Source organism: Maribacter sp. MS6, from assembly GCF_056839185.1.
This window is the reverse complement of the sequence record NZ_CM166389.1, coordinates 123191-140126: the sequence shown is the minus strand read 5'-3', so window position 1 is coordinate 140126 and position 16936 is coordinate 123191. Positions and strand designations below refer to the sequence as shown.

The following is a 16936-nucleotide window of genomic DNA, read 5'->3' as shown; positions in this document are numbered from 1 at the left end:
TTTAAGGATTTATTAATTAATAATTATAGATAATTCGTAAGCTTATATTTCTCCCCAAATCGTCTACAAAATAACGCAGGCGGTTTAGGTAATCGCGATAAGAGGTGTTCAAAAGGTTGGTAACGCGAAGACCAACTTTTAAATCATTTTTATGACGTAATGAATAAGAGGTTTCTGCATCAAATGCCAGTAAATGATAGGCTGCTGGCGGTGTGTTAATAGCAAGTTCTACCTCTTGTTGTTGCTCTGGAGAAAACACAAATATATTTTCAGGAAACCGTTGTTGTTCAAAAACATACATACTTTCCAATCCTAAAACTAGATTTTTTAATTTTGGATTCCGATAGGAAATGCTGTTGTTAAGGTTGGCAGGCGGCATATTGATCAAAGGGATATCGGTGCTTACATCCGTGCCTTGTACCCAAGAGAATTTATGGTCGGTTCTAAGTTTAGATGTCCAATTGTAATATACCGATGCATCTACACCTAAAAGTTGTGCATTGGTTTGCCTATATGCCCATACGGGAAAGGCGCCTCTGATCGTAAATTCTACACCGGTTGGCTCTAAAATCATAAAATTGTTAATTACATTTAAATATGGAGCTAATGAATACCCCCACTTGTAACTGTTTTTTTCTAAAGACAGGGAAAGTTTGTTTGCTGTTTCGCTCTCTAGCCTTAAGTCACCAAGCTCTATCCTAGCTGCGGAATGGTGCAACCCTTCACTAAACAGTTCCGACGGGTTTGGTGCGCGTTGTGCCAAAGAATAATTAAAACGAAATTTGGTTTCCTTTTTAAAATCGTATTCAAAACCTGCCGTAGCAGATATATTATGAAAATTGAAAACTGGATTGGTTAGTAATTGGGTACCCAAATCTTCGATTACAATACCTCCAAAATCTTCTTCGTAGCCACGTTCTTCCCAACGTGATTCTCTATAAAACTTTTTGGCGTCGATTCTAGAAAAGTCATAGCGGACACCTGCATCTAACAGTAAGTTTTCCTTTAATCGGTATTCAGCTATTGCAAAGGCCCCTAAATCATATTTGTCGTAATCTGGAATTAATCTTCTAACACCGGTATCTGGATTCGCAAAATTGATTTGATACCTACCAAGAAGGCCGGTCTTAACCTGTAGTCCATCTTTGGAATCAAATCGAAAATCTGTTAAGACAGAATGGGTGGTAAGGCTTAAATCCAAAGAGGCTTTATTGGCATCGGAACCGACCCGAATATCATATTCTAGACGACGATTTTTTTGAAAATCATATTGCAAATTCCATTTCCCTAGACCTTCAAAACGTCTATAATAGTTTAGTTTTCCCAGATGATGTGTCACTTCTTGATTGGGCCGGTCTATTTCATAACCAAAATCACCTATTATATTGGGTTGCTGACTGTTTATGGATTGTATTAAATCATCTACATTACCAATATGCGAAGCCCTTAGTATTCCGATATCTGAATCGAAAAAAGAGTAATACGCTTCCCAACCCTGAATAAAATCTCGTTTACCGGCAGTAAATGCAATTCCTTTTTCTTGTAGTCCCGTATTGGAGAGTAAGTAGTCTGGCGCTTCCATATCTCCTAATTTTTTAAAAGACCCTTGCCCTTTTATATAGAGCCCTGACTTATATGATTTTGTTAGGGTAGTGGTAATGTTTCCACCTCTACCATTGGAAAATAACGTGGTTTGGGTTTTTCCAAATAGAGAATCGGTTCGTACAATGGGCAAAGGATTCATGATAATTACACCGCCAATGGCATCTCCGCCATATTCCAAAGCTGCCGCACCTTTTACAACGCTAATATCTTGGTTAGCATTAATATCCACATTTGGTGCATGCTCTTCTCCCCATTCCATATCCTGCATACGAACATTATTGTTCAGGATTAGCACTCTGCTTCCCATAAGACCTTGAATAACAGGTTTTACAATATTTGCCCCAGTGTTCAGCGATGATACTCCGGTTAAACTCTTAAGGGCATCACCTAAGCTATTCCCACTGTATTTTTCTAAATCCTCTTGCGAAAGATGAACCTCTTGTGCAGATATAGTGGTGTTATTTACAGTACCGGTAACCTTTACTTCATCAAGCTGCTCTAAATGATGCTCAAGACGTATCTCTTGGTACGTATCTCCATTTATGGTAATGGTAACGAATTTGGAAGTACATTCTGGATGCGATATTTCTAATTCCAAAACGCCATCACAAAGATTTTCAAACCTAAACTTACCTTCTTTACCGGAAACCGTTTTCTGATTTGTACCTGTAATAAATATGGTTGCACCTATTAGCGGAGTGTTATCATGGAAATCCGTAATCTTCCCCATAAGGATAGAGTTACAATCCTGTGCGATACTTGCGCCGCTAAATAGGCAGACAAAAATAGCATGATGCTATATTTCATTATATGATATGGATGTTAGATGTGTTGGGTCCTAGTGAACGGACCATAATTCGTTTAGATTTGCTGATCTAAACTTGTACTGGTGGAGGTCGTCCATAAAGACTGAAGCGAAAAAAAGAAGAAGCATGTTCGCTGCTATATGTAGTAGCCTGCTTCTTAGTACTGAAATATAATAAGGGGGTTATTATAGATTGTGATGGCGTTAGATTGTAAGCTGTCTCCTGATTTTCGATGGCCAACTCACAAATTTCACAATTTTCTATCTCCTCAGAAGCATTGTCCTGATGCGTATACACATGAAATGAGGAAACCTTGAAGAGAATCAAGGTAAACAGCAGCACCGCCACGGTATTAGAAAATAGTTTCGCTTTCACGCTACGAAAATAATCAAAGGAATAGAATTTCATGTTAAAGAAAACCTAACTCTTTTTGTTAAAAAGAAATTGCAACCCCATTCTATCCAACATTTTTTTTTCAAAAGCCCAGAAGAACTTAAACTGGCCAAACAACCAACCGTAAACTACCAATAATAGTTGATAAAAAGGAAAAATGAGCAAAATTCGTAAAAACCAATAGAGCGTATGTCCCCACCAAGCATCGGAAAAATTACTTTGATCCATTCCGACCCAATTCAAAAAAGGTTTGGCAATATAAACGGAAGAGGACCCCGTGATTGCAAATACAATAAATATAACTACCAATTGCCAATTACTGGAAATGCCCCAACGTTCCTTTAGTTTTTTCATAGCTCCCTTAAAGAGGTGCAAAAATACTTTATTATATACGAGGTACAAAAGCACCTAGGCGTTGATTGTACTTACGCTGGAAAAAAATAAAATAATTGTACAGTTGGTAATTAACATCGTATCCGTAATCGATACCTTGTTGGTAGTCTATCTGCATCAAATAAAGGTCAGGGTTAAATCTGTTGGGTTGTATAGCCCTCTGATTCCATTCCAAAACCATAAGATAATTTCTGTTCTCCAAGAAGCTTTGAGAATAATATCCAGGTGGCCTAGCAACAGAGTTGAGCCAAGTGAAAAAGCCTGGGTCTATTATGGTTATTTCATACTCTACATCTTCATTAGATATGGTAACAGGCTCATCATTTTCTGATTTAAAAGCTAGTTTTTCCGTTTCAGATATGCTTAATACTTCTTTTGACGTCCCACAACCGCAAAGTATTAATAGGGCAATACTGCAGGTAAGGACCGCTAATACATTCTTAATTTTTATTTTCTTTTTCATAGCGTTAAGATACAAAAAAAGCCGCATGTGGTGACAAGCAGCTTTTTATAGTTATTTTGAATACCTTACTTTCCGAATAAACCACCGAGAAGTCCGCCTATTCCACCTTTTTGTTTATTGCTTCCCATTACCATTCCGGCAACATCGTCTAAAATACTTCCATCACCATCAGCATCCAATAAAGTGGTGATTAAACTTTGGTTTTCTTGGGGTTGCCCACCTAACATACTGCCTAATAAGGCGTTCATTCCGTTAGAGTCACTTACGTTACTTTGTGCTGTCTGTTTTCCTAGGAAGCCCATTACGATAGGTGCAGCTATTTTAAGAATTTGTGCAACTGAACCTGCATCCAATCCAGATTTTTGACTCAAAGCATTCTCAACCTGAGGTTGTTTGTTTCCAAATACATGACCGAGTATTCCAGCACCATCTTGCATGACAGAATCGTCTACACCGCCACCAAAAAGGCCACCGAGATTATCCAAAATTCCACCATCGTGTTTCCCCCCGGATAATGCGCTCATAAGACCTGCAGCCCCCTCAGGAGAAGAAACATTTTTTTTCATTGCGCCCAAAAGCAACGGCATGGCCATACTTAAAACATCCGATGTTTTTCCTTCTGGCTGTCCCGTTTGACCTGCGACACCACTTATTAGTTGTTTGCCCATAGGGCTGTTTAGTAAATCTAGTAATCCTGCTGACATGTTATAGTTAATTTAATGTTCACGCCAATTTACAAAAAAGACTTGTAAAATAACTGTGGCCTTATTTTAAAAGTGTAATTATTTGAGAAGCAAGTTCCAAACCAATACGTTCTTGCGCTTCTAAAGTGGCAGCACCTATATGAGGACTAAGAGAAATATTAGGATGCATTAGAATTCGAATTTCCGGATTTGGTTCCGATTCGTAAACATCCAAAGCGGCAAAGGCAACCTTTTTACTTTCCATAGCATTAATCAAGGCTACTTCATCAAGTACACCACCTCGCGCAACGTTTATAACCCCTACACCATTTTTCATTTGCTCAAATTCTTCTGCTCCTAGCACATAATGTTTTTGAGAGGGGACATGGATTGTTATAAAATCAGAAACCTCTAGTACTTCCTTTTGGCTAGTCGATGTAAGTTGAAAGCTCACCTTTTGTTCATCAAAAAACTGTAAGGTAACCTCACACTTCGCAACATCGGGATCATGATAGACAACCTTCATACCCACTCCAAGAGCAATTTTTGCTGTAGCTTGACCTATCTTTCCAAAACCAATGATACCTAATGTTTTACCTTTTAATTCCGTTCCAATAGCATATGCTTTTTTCAATTGCTTAAAGTTGCTGTCGCCCTCTAACGGCATATTTCGATTACTATCGTATAAAAAGCGCACTGCTCCAAACAAGTGGGCAAAAACCAATTCCGCTACAGATTCCGAAGAAGCCTCTGGAGTATTGATTACATGAATATTCTTTTTTTTTGCATATGCAACATCAATACTGTCCATGCCTACACCACCACGTCCAATAAGCCTTAAACTTGGACATCCATCTATGAGGTCCTTTCCTACTTGTGTAGCACTGCGAACCAGCAGGCCGGTGATTTGATGCTTATTGATGAATGACACCAATTGCTCTTGGGCTACATGGGTAGTAATAATTTCAAAACCGGCGTTTTGAAGGGCATCGATTCCCGATTGACTTATACCGTCGTTTGCTAGTATTTTCATAATTATCCCTTACGTTCCATTTCACTCATAACATCTACCAAAACACCTACGCTCTCTAGCGATAACGCATTGTACATACTTGCTCTATAACCCCCTACGGACCTATGTCCATTTAAACCGTTTATTCCGGCTTCTTTTAGTAGGTTTTCAAAAGTATCTTTAAGACCTTCTTCTGTAATATTGAATGTAGCGTTCATAATGGAGCGGTCGGCTGTATTGGCATATCCATCAAAAACAGGATTAAGATCAATTTCTGAGTATAGTAATCGTGCTTTCTTCTCATTTATTTTTTCGACAGCAGCGATACCACCAAGGTTTTTGAGCCATTCCAAGGTAAGCATAGAAGTAAATACAGGAAAAACAGCGGGTGTGTTAAACATACTCTCTTTAGCTATATGTACCTGATAATCTAACATAGAGGGAATTTTTCTGGTAACCTTACCCAAAATATCCTCTTTTACTACCACCAATGTAGTACCAGCGGGTCCCATATTCTTTTGAGCACCAGCGTAGATTAAGTCGAACTTAGAAAAATCCAACACTCTAGAAAAAATATCTGAACTCATATCGCAAACCAACGGACAGTCAGTTATTGGAAACTTTTTAAATTGTGTTCCGTATATCGTGTTGTTGGAGGTTAAATGCAGATAATCCAAACCTTTGGGTACACTGTACCCGTTTGGAATAAACTTAAAATTTTCATCTTTAGATGAACCTACTTCTATCACTTCTCCAAAAAGTTTTGCTTCCTTAATTGCCTTGTCGCTCCAAGTACCCGTATTCAAATACCCAGCCTTTTTCTCTAACAGGTTATAGGCAACCATCAAAAACTCCAAGCTAGCTCCTCCGTGTAAAAATAAAGCCTGATATCCTTTACCTTCCAAGCCTAATAGCTCCAAGGCCAATGAACGTGCTTTTTCTATTACAGCTACGAAATCTTTACTGCGGTGCGAAATTTCGATTAAGGAAAGTCCGGAACCATTAAAATCTAGTATTGCTTCTGAAGCTTTTAGCAGTACTTCTTGCGGCAAAATACAAGGGCCCGCACTAAAATTATGTTTTTTCATATTTTTATCTTTTACTTGATAATTACAATCGGAATAGTAGGACACTTAGCTAGAAATATTATTTCATTATAACTCATCATTTGGTTATTCTGCCAAGAGTTGGTGTATCTTATTTATATTTTGTTTACTTATTAAAATTTGGAATTCTCATAATTTGAACAAAAATACCGAATTGCAAAGGTTGAAATTTTCCAACAAAACTCCCTCTTGGCATTAGTTTAATTCAAGGATGTTTTTAACAGGAATTCAACAGTGTCTACACCATCTGCATAATCCCAAAGTTCGGGCGTTTGGGTTTTTCCAAAAGCCACCTCGTTGGAAAATAACCCTTTAGAAACAATACATTGTATGTATTCTTCATCTGAACTTATTTTGGCCTTTACATCGTTTAGTGTCTCATACTCCTCATAAAAAACTGTAGCTATTGGAGAAGCGTAGTTAGTATCTTCTTTTAGCATAAGAAATCCGTTATCTAAAATTTTGAATTCGCTCATAAGATATACGGCTTTATTATAGTCGTAATTATTGGCATATTTATGTTGTTGAATAATTTTATTGTAATCAAATTGAGCTTTATAAAAAGAATCAAAATTATATCCTTTAGGAACAAATAGCTTGGAGACACTTCTGCACCCTAATCCATAATACCTGAAAATATCTTGTGCCAAGGCAGTTAATTCCGATGTTGTTTCTTTTCCGGAAAGAACGGCAACCGAGTTTCTATTTTTACGAATAATATGGGGCTTTTTTCCAAAGTAATATTCAAAATAACGTCCTGTATTATTGCTGCCGGTTGCGATTACGGCATCAAAATCGGTAAGCTTATCTTTTGTGAATATGACCTTGTCCTTAAAATCCGGATGTACATTTATCAAATAGTCTACCAGCAATGGCAATAGTAAGGTGTCATTGCTAGAGAGTTTTACAACGGCTGTATTTCCAGTAATCAAAACTGCCAACAAATCATGAAAACCTACCATGGGAATGTTTCCTGCGAGAATAAGTGCTACGCGTTTGCATTCGTTTTTGGTAAGGTCGTAACTGGAAAGCCAATGGATTACGTTTTCTGCCGAAAGGGCCACAGACCAAGAATTTAGGGCGAACATTACATTGTCTAGTGTAAACCATCCGTTATAATGATGAGCAGAAGTTACAACTTCATTAAATTTTACAAACCAAGGATCAATAGTAGCGTCGCTAATAGTGTCACTATCAAAAGAGGCACAGAATTTGCGAAGAAATTCGCCAAGTTTAACAAAAGCTTCCATGTTGGGATTGAGACGGGTCATTATATTTGTAAAAGGATTTTCTAGGGATTATCTTTGTACAAAAGTAAGGATACTTGGGCAAAAGAAATGAATCAAAAGTCCACGGAATATTCCTGAAAATTTTGCGTTGTTAAACAACACATGCTAAAAAGAAAATTATGGCTATTATAATAACTGATGAGTGTATAAATTGTGGCGCCTGCGAGCCGGAATGCCCCAATACGGCAATTTATGAAGGTGCTGATGAATGGCGTTACAGTGATGGTACCTCGCTAAAAGGAGATGTCGTATTACCAGATGGCAAGGCTGTAAATGCCGATGAAGTGCAGGAGCCTATTAGTGACGAAGTGTATTATATTTCTCCTGATAAATGTACGGAATGTATGGGCTTCCATGAGGAGCCGCAATGTGCAGCGGTCTGTCCCGTAGATTGTTGCGTACCCGATGATAACCATGTAGAAACCGATGAAGAATTACTAGGAAAACAAAAGTTCATGCATCCGGACGGGTAGATTTTTTAAGAATCTAGTTTCTGCGCTACAAAGACATACGTATCAAAAGCATACGTAGGCCGGTCAATTATTTCTAAGAGTTTAAACCCGTAAGACTTTAGGCTTTGTCTAATTTCAGATTGGCTAAAGGCCCTAAAAACAACATGGTCTTTACCTAATAAAAAGTTGCTATTATTTTCAATTTTAAAATATTCGGCCCTCCAATCTATTAAATGGTAACTATCTGATTCCTTTTTTTTCCATTCGGAATCGCGATAAAATTTTTTTCCCTTAATGTTTGATTCATGCCTAACTTCTTTATTTTTTAAAATGTAGGGCATAAAACGCTCTGAATCGATACAATCGAAAATAAAAACCCCTTTTGTTTTTAAATTGGTATGTACAGATGTAAAGGTTGCTTTCAAATCTGCATCTGAGATTAAGTAACTGGCAGAACGCCCTGTTATGAGTATTGCATCAAGTTGTTCTTTGATGCTAAATTCGCGCATATCTCCTTGAACGAACTCCGTAGTTGGATTTTTGTGCTTTGCAATGGCTAGCATCGCTTCGCTATAATCCAAACCAATGTAAGTTTTAAAATCAGTTTTAAAAAAAGGAGCTAAATTACCTGTGCCACAGGCTATTTCAAGAATAGTTGAAGCCCCATACTTTTTACAGCTATTGCTATAGAATTCATATTCCTGAGGGTAATCTATAAAACCTTGGTAGATTTCGTCATAGACCTTTGCTAAATTGGTTGTATAAAGTTCATGCATAATCAAAAATTCTGATTAAAAGTAGGTAGCTTTTTGATATAAAAGTTTAAAAGTGTATCAATTAAAATTCGCTTGCAATTAATAGATTGACCATAATTATGTAAGGTCACAATCATCCTATGTCATTTGCAAGCTTCTTTTGTTGTAATAAAATTTGGACTATTGGGAGCGTTTTTAGCCATGGCACTAATTACTATTGCTTTGCTTCCTGCTGTTTTAGTGATAAATTTTCAAATAAAATTTGATTTCACATCAACCCTTCATTCTTCCAGTAAAAACTATATTTGCATCGTTTTAAAAAATTTAGCCATGAAAGCAGGTATCGTAGGATTACCAAACGTAGGTAAATCAACACTTTTTAATTGTTTATCCAATGCCAAGGCACAGAGTGCGAACTTTCCGTTCTGTACCATTGAGCCCAATATTGGCGTGGTAAACGTACCCGATGCGCGGTTGCAAAAGTTAGAAAGTCTGGTGAATCCAGAACGTGTACTACCCGCAACGGTAGAAATTGTTGATATTGCAGGCTTGGTGAAGGGTGCGAGTAAGGGCGAAGGTCTTGGTAACCAGTTTTTAGGTAATATCCGTGAAACTGATGCCATATTACATGTGCTACGCTGTTTTGATGATGACAATATTGTACATGTAGATGGTAGTGTAGACCCAATAAGGGATAAGGAAACCATTGACATGGAATTGCAGCTTAAAGATCTGGAGACCGTAGAGAAAAAGCTGGAAAAGGTAAAAAGAGCTGCAAAAACAGGCAATAAAGAGGCTCAGAAAGAAGAAGCGGTTTTACTTGCTATTAAGACTGGTTTAGAAGCAGGGAAATCTGTGCGGGCTTTGGAGATTACTAAAGAGGACAGGGCCGAGTTTGTAACACCACTTCAATTTATTACGGACAAACCTGTTATGTATGTTTGTAATGTAGATGAGAATGCAGCGGCTACTGGAAACGATTACGTAGAAAAGGTGAAAGCCGCTGTGGCCGACGAAAATGCCGAAGTGGTTGTTTTGGCCGTAGGCACGGAGGCCGATATTACCGAATTGGAAACCTACGAAGAACGACAAATGTTCTTGGAGGATTTAGGGCTAGAAGAACCTGGTTCTGCAAAACTTATTCGTGGTGCTTACAAATTATTGAGCCTGGAAACCTATTTCACTGCTGGTGTCAAGGAAGTCCGTGCTTGGACGATTCCGATTGGTGCAACGGCGCCGCAAGCTGCAGGTGTTATCCATACCGATTTTGAGAAAGGCTTTATACGCGCAGAGGTTATTGCTTATAATGACTACATCAGCTTTGGTAGCGAAGCCAAAGTAAAGGAAGCTGGTAAAATGAGGGTAGAGGGGAAGGAGTACACTGTTAAGGATGGTGATGTAATGCACTTTAGATTTAACGTTTAGGACTCATAGATTCGGAGACGTTCCCTTAGTGTCCTAACTTCTTTTTCTAAGTGGTTTACTTTTCGTAACATATGGTTTAGCGCGTCTATCCCTTCTAGATTTATTCCTAATTCTTCTCGAAGTCTGTTCACCCGTTCTATTTCTGTAATATCCTGTGGGTGCACATAGTGGCGCTCCTCTATTAACATTACTTGTATAAAGCCATACTCTTGTAGGGATTCTATGAACGCTATATCGGTTCTGGTCTGCTGGCAGTAATGACTTACTAAAATTAGATTTTCTTTTTCCATCAGTTTCGTAATTGTGATAGTTGTTTAAAAAGGGCTTTTTCCTCCGCTGTAAGGTTGGTTGGCATTTCTATTTTATAAGTGACATAAAGGTCTCCAAAAGCATTCTTTTTTTTGTAAACCGGCATACCTTTTCCCTTCAGTTTTACTTTTACATCATTTTGGGTTTCTGGTTTTAAGGTTAATTTTACTTTCCCCGTAATTGTTTTTATTTCAATTTTGCCACCCAACATGGCAGTATATAAGTCAACAGGTTGTGTGATGTATAAGTCGCTTCCTACACGCTTAAAAGGGGTATTGTTCAATACTTGAAAGGTGAGGTATAAGTCGCCCTTGGGACCACCATTAACACCTTCGCCACCATAACCGTTAATTTTTATGGTCTGTCCATCTTCTACGCCTGCCGGAATAGTAATTCTGATTTTCTTTGAGCCTAAATCCAAAGTTTGTTTTTGATCTTGCAATGTGTCCGACAATTTTAGGCTTAAACTGGCATTCAAATCCTGACCCTTGAATTGTGCCGTGCTTCTGCCGCCTGTGCTAAAACCGCCGCCTCCGAACATGGATTCAAAAAAGTCGGAAAAGTCCTGTTGTCCTGTATTTCCGCCAGAGGTATAGCGTCTGCTGCCTCCTTGGGAAGAACGCCGATTTCTTTTGGCTTCTTCAAAAGCCTCTGCGTGCTCCCAGTCTTTGCCATAGGCATCGTATTTCTTTCGTTTTTCCGGGTCGCTCAGTACTTCGTTCGCTTCGTTTATCCGTTGAAACTTTCGCTGTGCTTCGGCATCATTGGGATTTAAATCAGGATGCAGCTTACGCGCCAGTTTTCGGTATGCCTTTTTTATATCTGCTTGTGAAGCCTTGGAGTCAATTTCCAAAACTTTATAATAATCTATAAAATCCATAGGTTTCAAAATCGAATTTGGAAGATAATCAAAGTACCGTATTCATACAATGATATTTCTCAGCTTTTAGGTGTTCGATTGAAGTGAAATATGATTTTTTAGCTAGGAACCTAGGCATGATTAGGCGGGCGCTATCAACAAAATGACGAAATTCATTGTTAATTACTTTAGTTGGATGGGGTTTGTTCTTTTTGCGAGTCGTGTTATCTTTAACGTCACTTTCGTAAACTACTTAACAGCATGTCCCAAGACACCAAATATACAGAGGATAATATACGATCACTCGATTGGAAAGAGCACATCCGATTGCGGCCTGGCATGTATATTGGTAAACTGGGTGACGGTTCATCGGCAGATGATGGGATATATATCCTCCTAAAAGAAACTATTGATAATTGTATCGATGAATTTGTAATGGGTTCTGGTAAGACCATCGAAATCCGTATCAAGGACGGCTTGGTCAAGGTTAGGGATTATGGTAGGGGTATTCCATTGGGAAAAGTTGTGGATGTGGTGTCGAAAATGAATACCGGCGGTAAGTACGATTCGCGTGCGTTTAAAAAATCCGTTGGATTAAACGGTGTAGGTACCAAAGCCGTAAATGCACTTTCCAGCTTTTTTGAAGTTCAATCCTCTCGTGATAATCAAATTAAAACAGCGGAGTTTAGTCAGGGAAATCTTCTAAAAGAGGAAGGGCCCAGCGACTCTTCACAGCGAAAAGGAACCAAGGTATCTTTCCGTCCGGATGAAGCTATCTTTAAAAATTATAAGTTCCGTAACGAGTATGTGGAGCGCATGCTCAAGAACTATGTGTACCTAAATCCTGGGCTGACCATCGATTTTAACGGAGAGAAGTTCTATTCGGAAAACGGACTAAAAGACCTCTTAGAAGACAATAATAACACAGATGATTTTCTGTACCCTGTTATCCACCTAAAGAGTGAGGATATAGAAATTGCTATTACGCATAGTAAAACCCAATATAGTGAAGAGTATCATTCGTTCGTAAATGGGCAAAATACAACGCAGGGTGGTACACACCAAACCGCTTTTAGAGAAGCTTTGGTAAAAACCATTAGGGAGCATTACGGTAAGAATTATGACCCCTCGGATATTCGCAAATCGGTGATTTCGGCAATCGCCATAAAGGTAATGGAGCCTGTTTTTGAAAGTCAGACGAAAACCAAATTAGGTTCTACGGACATGGGCGGCAAATTACCCACGGTACGTACCTTTATCAATGACTTTGTTAAAAAATACCTAGATAATTATTTACATAAGAATCCGGATACCAAGGAAGCGATACAACGAAAAATATTACAGGCAGAACGTGAGCGAAAAGAGCTTTCAGGTATTCGTAAATTAGCCAAAGATCGTGCAAAGAAGGCAAATCTCCACAACAAAAAACTACGGGATTGTCGTATTCATTTAGGCGATACAAAAAAAGATAGAAACCTAGAAAGTACCCTGTTTATTACAGAGGGCGATTCCGCTTCCGGTTCTATCACCAAATCCAGGGATGTAAATACCCAAGCCGTATTTAGTCTAAAGGGGAAGCCTTTGAATTCCTATGGATTAACAAAAAAAATAGTATACGAGAACGAGGAGTTCAACCTTTTGCAAGCAGCATTGAATATTGAGGAATCGATTGAAGATTTGCGCTACAATAATATTGTAATTGCTACCGATGCGGATGTAGACGGAATGCATATACGATTATTGCTCATTACATTCTTTTTGCAGTTTTTCCCAGAACTCATAAAAGAGAACCACTTGTATATTTTACAGACACCGCTTTTCCGTGTGCGTAATAAGAAAGAAACTATCTATTGCTATAGCGATGAAGAACGGAAAAATGCCATTGAGAAATTAACCGGAAAACCAGAAATTACACGATTTAAGGGATTGGGGGAAATTTCTCCAGATGAATTTGTGCATTTTATTGGAGATGATATTAGATTGGAGCCTGTAATGTTGGATAAGGCAATGTCTATTGAGGAATTGTTGAGTTTCTACATGGGAAAAAATACACCCGACCGTCAAAAATTTATTATTGAAAATCTTAAAGTAGAGATTGATTTAGTCGAAGAAAAAATCTAAACGAACGTAAAAATCCAATACAGATAGTAGTCCTTTATGGAAGAGAATGAAGAAGATTTGAATCTACCTGCTGATGATGAAAACCAATCGGAGAATGAGCAAGGCTTGAATGAAAATCAAGATACTGATATTTCAGACGAAGGGGAACTAAGTGCCTCCGAATCGCCTGTAATGGAAGAGGAGGAAGACATTACGTTGACCAAGGTTACGGGGATGTACAAGGATTGGTTCTTGGATTATGCCTCTTATGTTATTTTAGAACGTGCGGTACCTGCGATAGAAGACGGATTTAAGCCTGTACAGCGCCGTATCATGCATGCACTTAAGGAATTAGACGATGGGCGTTACAATAAAGTAGCGAACGTTGTGGGGCATACCATGCAATATCACCCGCATGGGGATGCGAGTATCGCGGACGCTATGGTGCAAATGGGCCAGAAAGACCTGTTGATCGATACACAGGGAAACTGGGGGAATATATTAACAGGCGATAGGGCTGCGGCATCAAGATATATAGAAGCACGATTGTCTAAATTTGCCTTAGACGTTGTTTTTAGTCCAAAAATCACCGAATGGCAGCAATCTTATGATGGCAGAAAAAAGGAGCCTGTTAACCTTCCGGTCATGTTTCCTTTACTTTTGGCCCAAGGAGCAGAAGGTATTGCGGTAGGTTTATCTACAAAAGTACTTCCACACAACTTTATAGAGTTGATTGATGCTTCAATAAAACACCTTAAAGGACAACGTTTTAAACTGTTTCCCGATTTTCCGACCGCTGGAATTATTGATGTCACCAACTACAATGACGGACTCCGGGGTGGAAAAATACGGGTACGGGCAAGAATAGCTTCTTTAGATAAAAATACACTGGTTATCAGTGAAATACCTTACGGTACCAACACTTCTTCTTTAATTGAATCTATCCTTAAAGCGAATGATAAGGGAAAAATAAAGATTAAAAAGATAGAGGACAATACAGCAGCGAATGTTGAAATTCTGGTGCATTTGCCGTCTGGTATGTCTCCGGATAAAACCATAGATGCGCTCTATGCGTTTACAGCGTGCGAATCTTCCATTTCCCCATTGGGCTGTATTATCGAGGATAACAAACCGCTCTTTATCGGTGTAACAGAAATGTTGAAGCGCTCTACCGACGCCACAGTGGAGTTATTGCGCCAAGAATTGGAAATACAACTTTCAGAACTGGAAGCACAATGGCACGCCGCTTCGTTGGAACGTATTTTTATCGAGAACAGGATTTACCGCGATATTGAAGAAGAGGAGACATGGGAAGGCGTAATTGATGCGATTGCCAAGGGTTTGGCTCCACATACGAAACATTTAAGACGCGCTGTAACCGAAGATGATATTCTGCGTTTAACGGAAATAAAAATTAAGAAAATATCAAAATTCGATTTAGGGAAGGCGCAGGAATATCTGGACAATCTTGAAGAGAAGATTGCCGAGGTAAAACACCATCTAGCCAATTTGGTAGATTGGGCCATCGCTTATTTTAATAGATTGAAAAAGACCTATGGAGAGGGTAGGGAACGCAAATCTGAAATTCGGGTCTTTGATGAAATAGAAGCCACAAAAGTAGCGATTAGAAATACCAAACTTTACGTAAATCGTGAAGAGGGATTTGTAGGTACGTCCCTAAAAAGGGATGAGTACGTTACCGATTGCAGTGATATCGACGACATTATCGTTTTCACACGCGACGGTAAAATGCAGGTAAACAAAGTGGATGCCAAAATTTTTGTTGGAAAGAATATTATCCACGTTGCCGTATTTAAGAAAAAGGACAAGCGTACGATCTACAATATGGTATATAAAGATGGTAAAGGTGGGCCGTCTTATATAAAACGATTTAATGTTACTTCAATAACTAGGGACAAATCTTACGATCTTACCGCCGGCAGCCCTAACTCCACTGTGCTTTATTTTTCTGCGAACCCAAATGGGGAAGCCGAAGTGGTGACTGTAAACCTACGTCAGGCCGGGAGCATTAAGAAACTAAAATGGGACCTGGATTTTGCAGATGTACGGATAAAAGGACGCAACTCTAAAGGAAATATCGTTACCAAATACACGGTGAAGCGAATTGAACTTAAGGAGAAAGGGGTTTCTACCTTAAAACCAAGAAAAATTTGGTTCGATGATATCGTAAGGCGATTAAACGTTGACGGACGGGGAGAGCTCATCGGGGAATTTAAGGGTGAGGACCTATTGTTGATTATCACCCAAAAAGGAGTGGCGAAAACAATCTTGCCTGTGGTTACTTCTCACTTTGATGATGACATGATCGTATTGGAAAAATGGAATCCAAAAAAACCAATTTCGGCCATTTATTGGGAAGGTGAAAAGGAACGGTTTTATGTAAAACGATTTCTAATCGAAAATGAAAATAGAGAAGACCTATTCATTTCCGAGCACCCTAAATCCTACCTAGAACTCGTTTCTACGGATTGGAGACCTATGATAGAGCTGGAGTTTCCTAAACCTAGAGGAAAGGACCCTAAGGATAATCAAAAAATTGATATAGAGGATTTTATAGCGATTAAAGGAATAAAAGCTTTAGGTAATCAATTGACATCTGAGAAGGTGAAAAACATAAATGCCTTGGAAGCCTTGCCCTATGAAGAAGCCCCTGTAGAAGAGGCAAATGATATGGAAGTGGTAGATGAGGAAAATATATCCGATACCCAGGCTAGTACCAATAATAGTGACAAGGACAATAAAGACCTGGAAAGTAATTCCGATACCGAGAATGATGAAGAAGGTCAAATAACCCTTTTCTAGAATAGTGTATGAAAAGTCTCTTTACAGAGTTTAAGAATTTTGCAGTCAAGGGTAATATGATCGATATGGCGATCGGTATTATCATTGGAACTGCTTTTAACAATGTGGTAAATACTCTGGTTAAAAAAATGGTGATGCCACCACTTTCCTTACTCACAGATGGTGTAAATCTTAGTAATAAAAAAATGGTGTTGCGAAATGCTACGGACAGCATGGAGGAGGTCGCTATTGGTTATGGTGAATTTTTAGAGGTAATTATAGACTTTGCTATAGTTGCCTTCACTATTTTTGTAGTGCTAAAGTTTGTAAACCGATTCAAGGATAAGGCCGAGGACCCAAGTAATGCCGAAGTGGAAACCCCTAAACAAATAGAATTGCTTTCCAATCTTGAAAAACTGATGACGGAACAAAATCAGATTTTAAAAAAATCAAAAAAAGAATAGCTTGTTTAGGCTTGCACTTG

The 16936-nt window shown here is 38.7% G+C and carries 15 protein-coding genes; 5 read left to right on the top strand and 10 right to left on the bottom strand.

What is annotated here, in order from left to right; genetic code table 11:
• Window positions 1-16 precede the first annotated feature (16 nt).
• The 7 genes from MS6x_RS00740 to MS6x_RS00710 form a co-directional block, all read right to left on the bottom strand.
• On the bottom strand, window positions 17-2335 hold the full coding sequence (locus tag MS6x_RS00740) for a TonB-dependent receptor (RefSeq protein WP_482604779.1): 2319 nt from the start codon (window positions 2333-2335) through the stop codon (window positions 17-19).
• A 496-nt stretch (window positions 2336-2831) separates the two neighbouring features.
• The gene (locus MS6x_RS00735) at window positions 2832-3158 is read right to left on the bottom strand and encodes a DUF6787 family protein (protein ID WP_482604777.1); all 327 of its coding nucleotides are present in this window, start codon (window positions 3156-3158) and stop codon (window positions 2832-2834) included.
• A gap of 31 nt (window positions 3159-3189) precedes the next feature.
• On the bottom strand, window positions 3190-3660 hold the full coding sequence (locus MS6x_RS00730) for a DUF6146 family protein (protein ID WP_482604776.1): 471 nt from the start codon (window positions 3658-3660) through the stop codon (window positions 3190-3192).
• Window positions 3661-3725: 65 nt separating this feature from the next.
• Window positions 3726-4364 carry a DUF937 domain-containing protein gene (locus tag MS6x_RS00725; RefSeq protein WP_482604774.1) on the bottom strand — a complete coding sequence of 213 codons (639 nt, stop codon included), beginning with the start codon at window positions 4362-4364 and terminating at the stop codon, window positions 3726-3728.
• 61 nt (window positions 4365-4425) lie between these two features.
• Window positions 4426-5376: a D-2-hydroxyacid dehydrogenase gene (locus tag MS6x_RS00720; RefSeq protein WP_482604773.1), complete on the bottom strand. Its 951-nt coding sequence runs from the start codon at window positions 5374-5376 to the stop codon at window positions 4426-4428.
• A gap of 2 nt (window positions 5377-5378) precedes the next feature.
• Window positions 5379-6443 (bottom strand): 3-phosphoserine/phosphohydroxythreonine transaminase, encoded by a 1065-nt coding sequence (gene serC / locus MS6x_RS00715; protein ID WP_482604771.1) that lies wholly within the window; start codon window positions 6441-6443, stop codon window positions 5379-5381.
• A gap of 218 nt (window positions 6444-6661) precedes the next feature.
• Window positions 6662-7732, bottom strand: a complete 1071-nt coding sequence (locus tag MS6x_RS00710) for an acyl-CoA reductase (RefSeq protein WP_482604769.1) — start codon at window positions 7730-7732, stop codon at window positions 6662-6664.
• A 137-nt stretch (window positions 7733-7869) separates the two neighbouring features.
• Between MS6x_RS00710 and MS6x_RS00705 the strand changes: the two genes are divergently transcribed.
• Window positions 7870-8223, top strand: coding sequence for a 4Fe-4S dicluster domain-containing protein (locus MS6x_RS00705; protein ID WP_482604767.1), 354 nt, complete (start codon window positions 7870-7872; stop codon window positions 8221-8223).
• 5 nt (window positions 8224-8228) lie between these two features.
• On the opposite strand, the gene MS6x_RS00700 is transcribed toward MS6x_RS00705, so the two are convergent.
• Window positions 8229-8978 (bottom strand): class I SAM-dependent DNA methyltransferase, encoded by a 750-nt coding sequence (locus MS6x_RS00700; RefSeq protein ID WP_482604765.1) that lies wholly within the window; start codon window positions 8976-8978, stop codon window positions 8229-8231.
• Window positions 8979-9287: 309 nt separating this feature from the next.
• On the opposite strand from MS6x_RS00700, the gene ychF reads away from it, so the two are divergent.
• Window positions 9288-10382: a redox-regulated ATPase YchF gene (gene ychF, locus MS6x_RS00695; RefSeq protein WP_482604763.1), complete on the top strand. Its 1095-nt coding sequence runs from the start codon at window positions 9288-9290 to the stop codon at window positions 10380-10382.
• Here the strand turns inward: ychF and MS6x_RS00690 are convergent.
• Together MS6x_RS00690 and MS6x_RS00685 are read right to left on the bottom strand one after the other, a co-directional pair.
• Window positions 10379-10672 (bottom strand): chaperone modulator CbpM, encoded by a 294-nt coding sequence (locus tag MS6x_RS00690; protein ID WP_482604761.1) that lies wholly within the window; start codon window positions 10670-10672, stop codon window positions 10379-10381. The genes ychF and MS6x_RS00690 overlap by 4 nt on opposite strands.
• On the bottom strand, window positions 10672-11571 hold the full coding sequence (locus tag MS6x_RS00685) for a DnaJ C-terminal domain-containing protein (protein ID WP_482604759.1): 900 nt from the start codon (window positions 11569-11571) through the stop codon (window positions 10672-10674). The genes MS6x_RS00690 and MS6x_RS00685 overlap by 1 nt, the downstream gene beginning before the upstream one ends.
• A gap of 240 nt (window positions 11572-11811) precedes the next feature.
• Here MS6x_RS00685 and MS6x_RS00680 point away from each other — a divergent pair, with 240 nt between their 5' ends.
• The 3 genes from MS6x_RS00680 (at window position 11812) to mscL (ending at window position 16916) form a co-directional block, all read left to right on the top strand.
• Window positions 11812-13671 carry a DNA topoisomerase IV subunit B gene (locus tag MS6x_RS00680; RefSeq protein ID WP_482604758.1) on the top strand — a complete coding sequence of 620 codons (1860 nt, stop codon included), beginning with the start codon at window positions 11812-11814 and terminating at the stop codon, window positions 13669-13671.
• 171 nt (window positions 13672-13842) lie between these two features.
• Window positions 13843-16473, top strand: a complete 2631-nt coding sequence (locus MS6x_RS00675) for a DNA gyrase/topoisomerase IV subunit A (RefSeq protein ID WP_482607122.1) — start codon at window positions 13843-13845, stop codon at window positions 16471-16473.
• 8 nt (window positions 16474-16481) lie between these two features.
• Window positions 16482-16916, top strand: a complete 435-nt coding sequence (mscL, locus tag MS6x_RS00670) for a large-conductance mechanosensitive channel protein MscL (RefSeq protein ID WP_482604756.1) — start codon at window positions 16482-16484, stop codon at window positions 16914-16916.
• The last annotated feature ends 20 nt before the right edge of the window (window positions 16917-16936 follow it).

What these genes read in the sequence shown, in the direction of transcription:
- serC (WP_482604771.1), bottom strand. Translation starts at nt 6,443, where the DNA reads ATGAAAAAACATAATTTTAGTGCGGGCCCTTGTATTTTGCCGCAAGAA.
- MS6x_RS00725 (WP_482604774.1), bottom strand. Translation starts at nt 4,364, where the DNA reads ATGTCAGCAGGATTACTAGATTTACTAAACAGCCCTATGGGCAAACAA.
- ychF (WP_482604763.1), top strand. Translation starts at nt 9,288, where the DNA reads ATGAAAGCAGGTATCGTAGGATTACCAAACGTAGGTAAATCAACACTT.
- MS6x_RS00675 (WP_482607122.1), top strand. Translation starts at nt 13,843, where the DNA reads ATGGAAGAGGAGGAAGACATTACGTTGACCAAGGTTACGGGGATGTAC.
- MS6x_RS00735 (WP_482604777.1), bottom strand. Translation starts at nt 3,158, where the DNA reads ATGAAAAAACTAAAGGAACGTTGGGGCATTTCCAGTAATTGGCAATTG.
- MS6x_RS00685 (WP_482604759.1), bottom strand. Translation starts at nt 11,571, where the DNA reads ATGGATTTTATAGATTATTATAAAGTTTTGGAAATTGACTCCAAGGCT.
- mscL (WP_482604756.1), top strand. Translation starts at nt 16,482, where the DNA reads ATGAAAAGTCTCTTTACAGAGTTTAAGAATTTTGCAGTCAAGGGTAAT.
- MS6x_RS00680 (WP_482604758.1), top strand. Translation starts at nt 11,812, where the DNA reads ATGTCCCAAGACACCAAATATACAGAGGATAATATACGATCACTCGAT.
- MS6x_RS00690 (WP_482604761.1), bottom strand. Translation starts at nt 10,672, where the DNA reads ATGGAAAAAGAAAATCTAATTTTAGTAAGTCATTACTGCCAGCAGACC.
- MS6x_RS00730 (WP_482604776.1), bottom strand. Translation starts at nt 3,660, where the DNA reads ATGAAAAAGAAAATAAAAATTAAGAATGTATTAGCGGTCCTTACCTGC.
- MS6x_RS00700 (WP_482604765.1), bottom strand. Translation starts at nt 8,978, where the DNA reads ATGCATGAACTTTATACAACCAATTTAGCAAAGGTCTATGACGAAATC.
- MS6x_RS00740 (WP_482604779.1), bottom strand. Translation starts at nt 2,335, where the DNA reads ATGGGGAAGATTACGGATTTCCATGATAACACTCCGCTAATAGGTGCA.
- MS6x_RS00710 (WP_482604769.1), bottom strand. Translation starts at nt 7,732, where the DNA reads ATGACCCGTCTCAATCCCAACATGGAAGCTTTTGTTAAACTTGGCGAA.
- MS6x_RS00705 (WP_482604767.1), top strand. Translation starts at nt 7,870, where the DNA reads ATGGCTATTATAATAACTGATGAGTGTATAAATTGTGGCGCCTGCGAG.
- MS6x_RS00720 (WP_482604773.1), bottom strand. Translation starts at nt 5,376, where the DNA reads ATGAAAATACTAGCAAACGACGGTATAAGTCAATCGGGAATCGATGCC.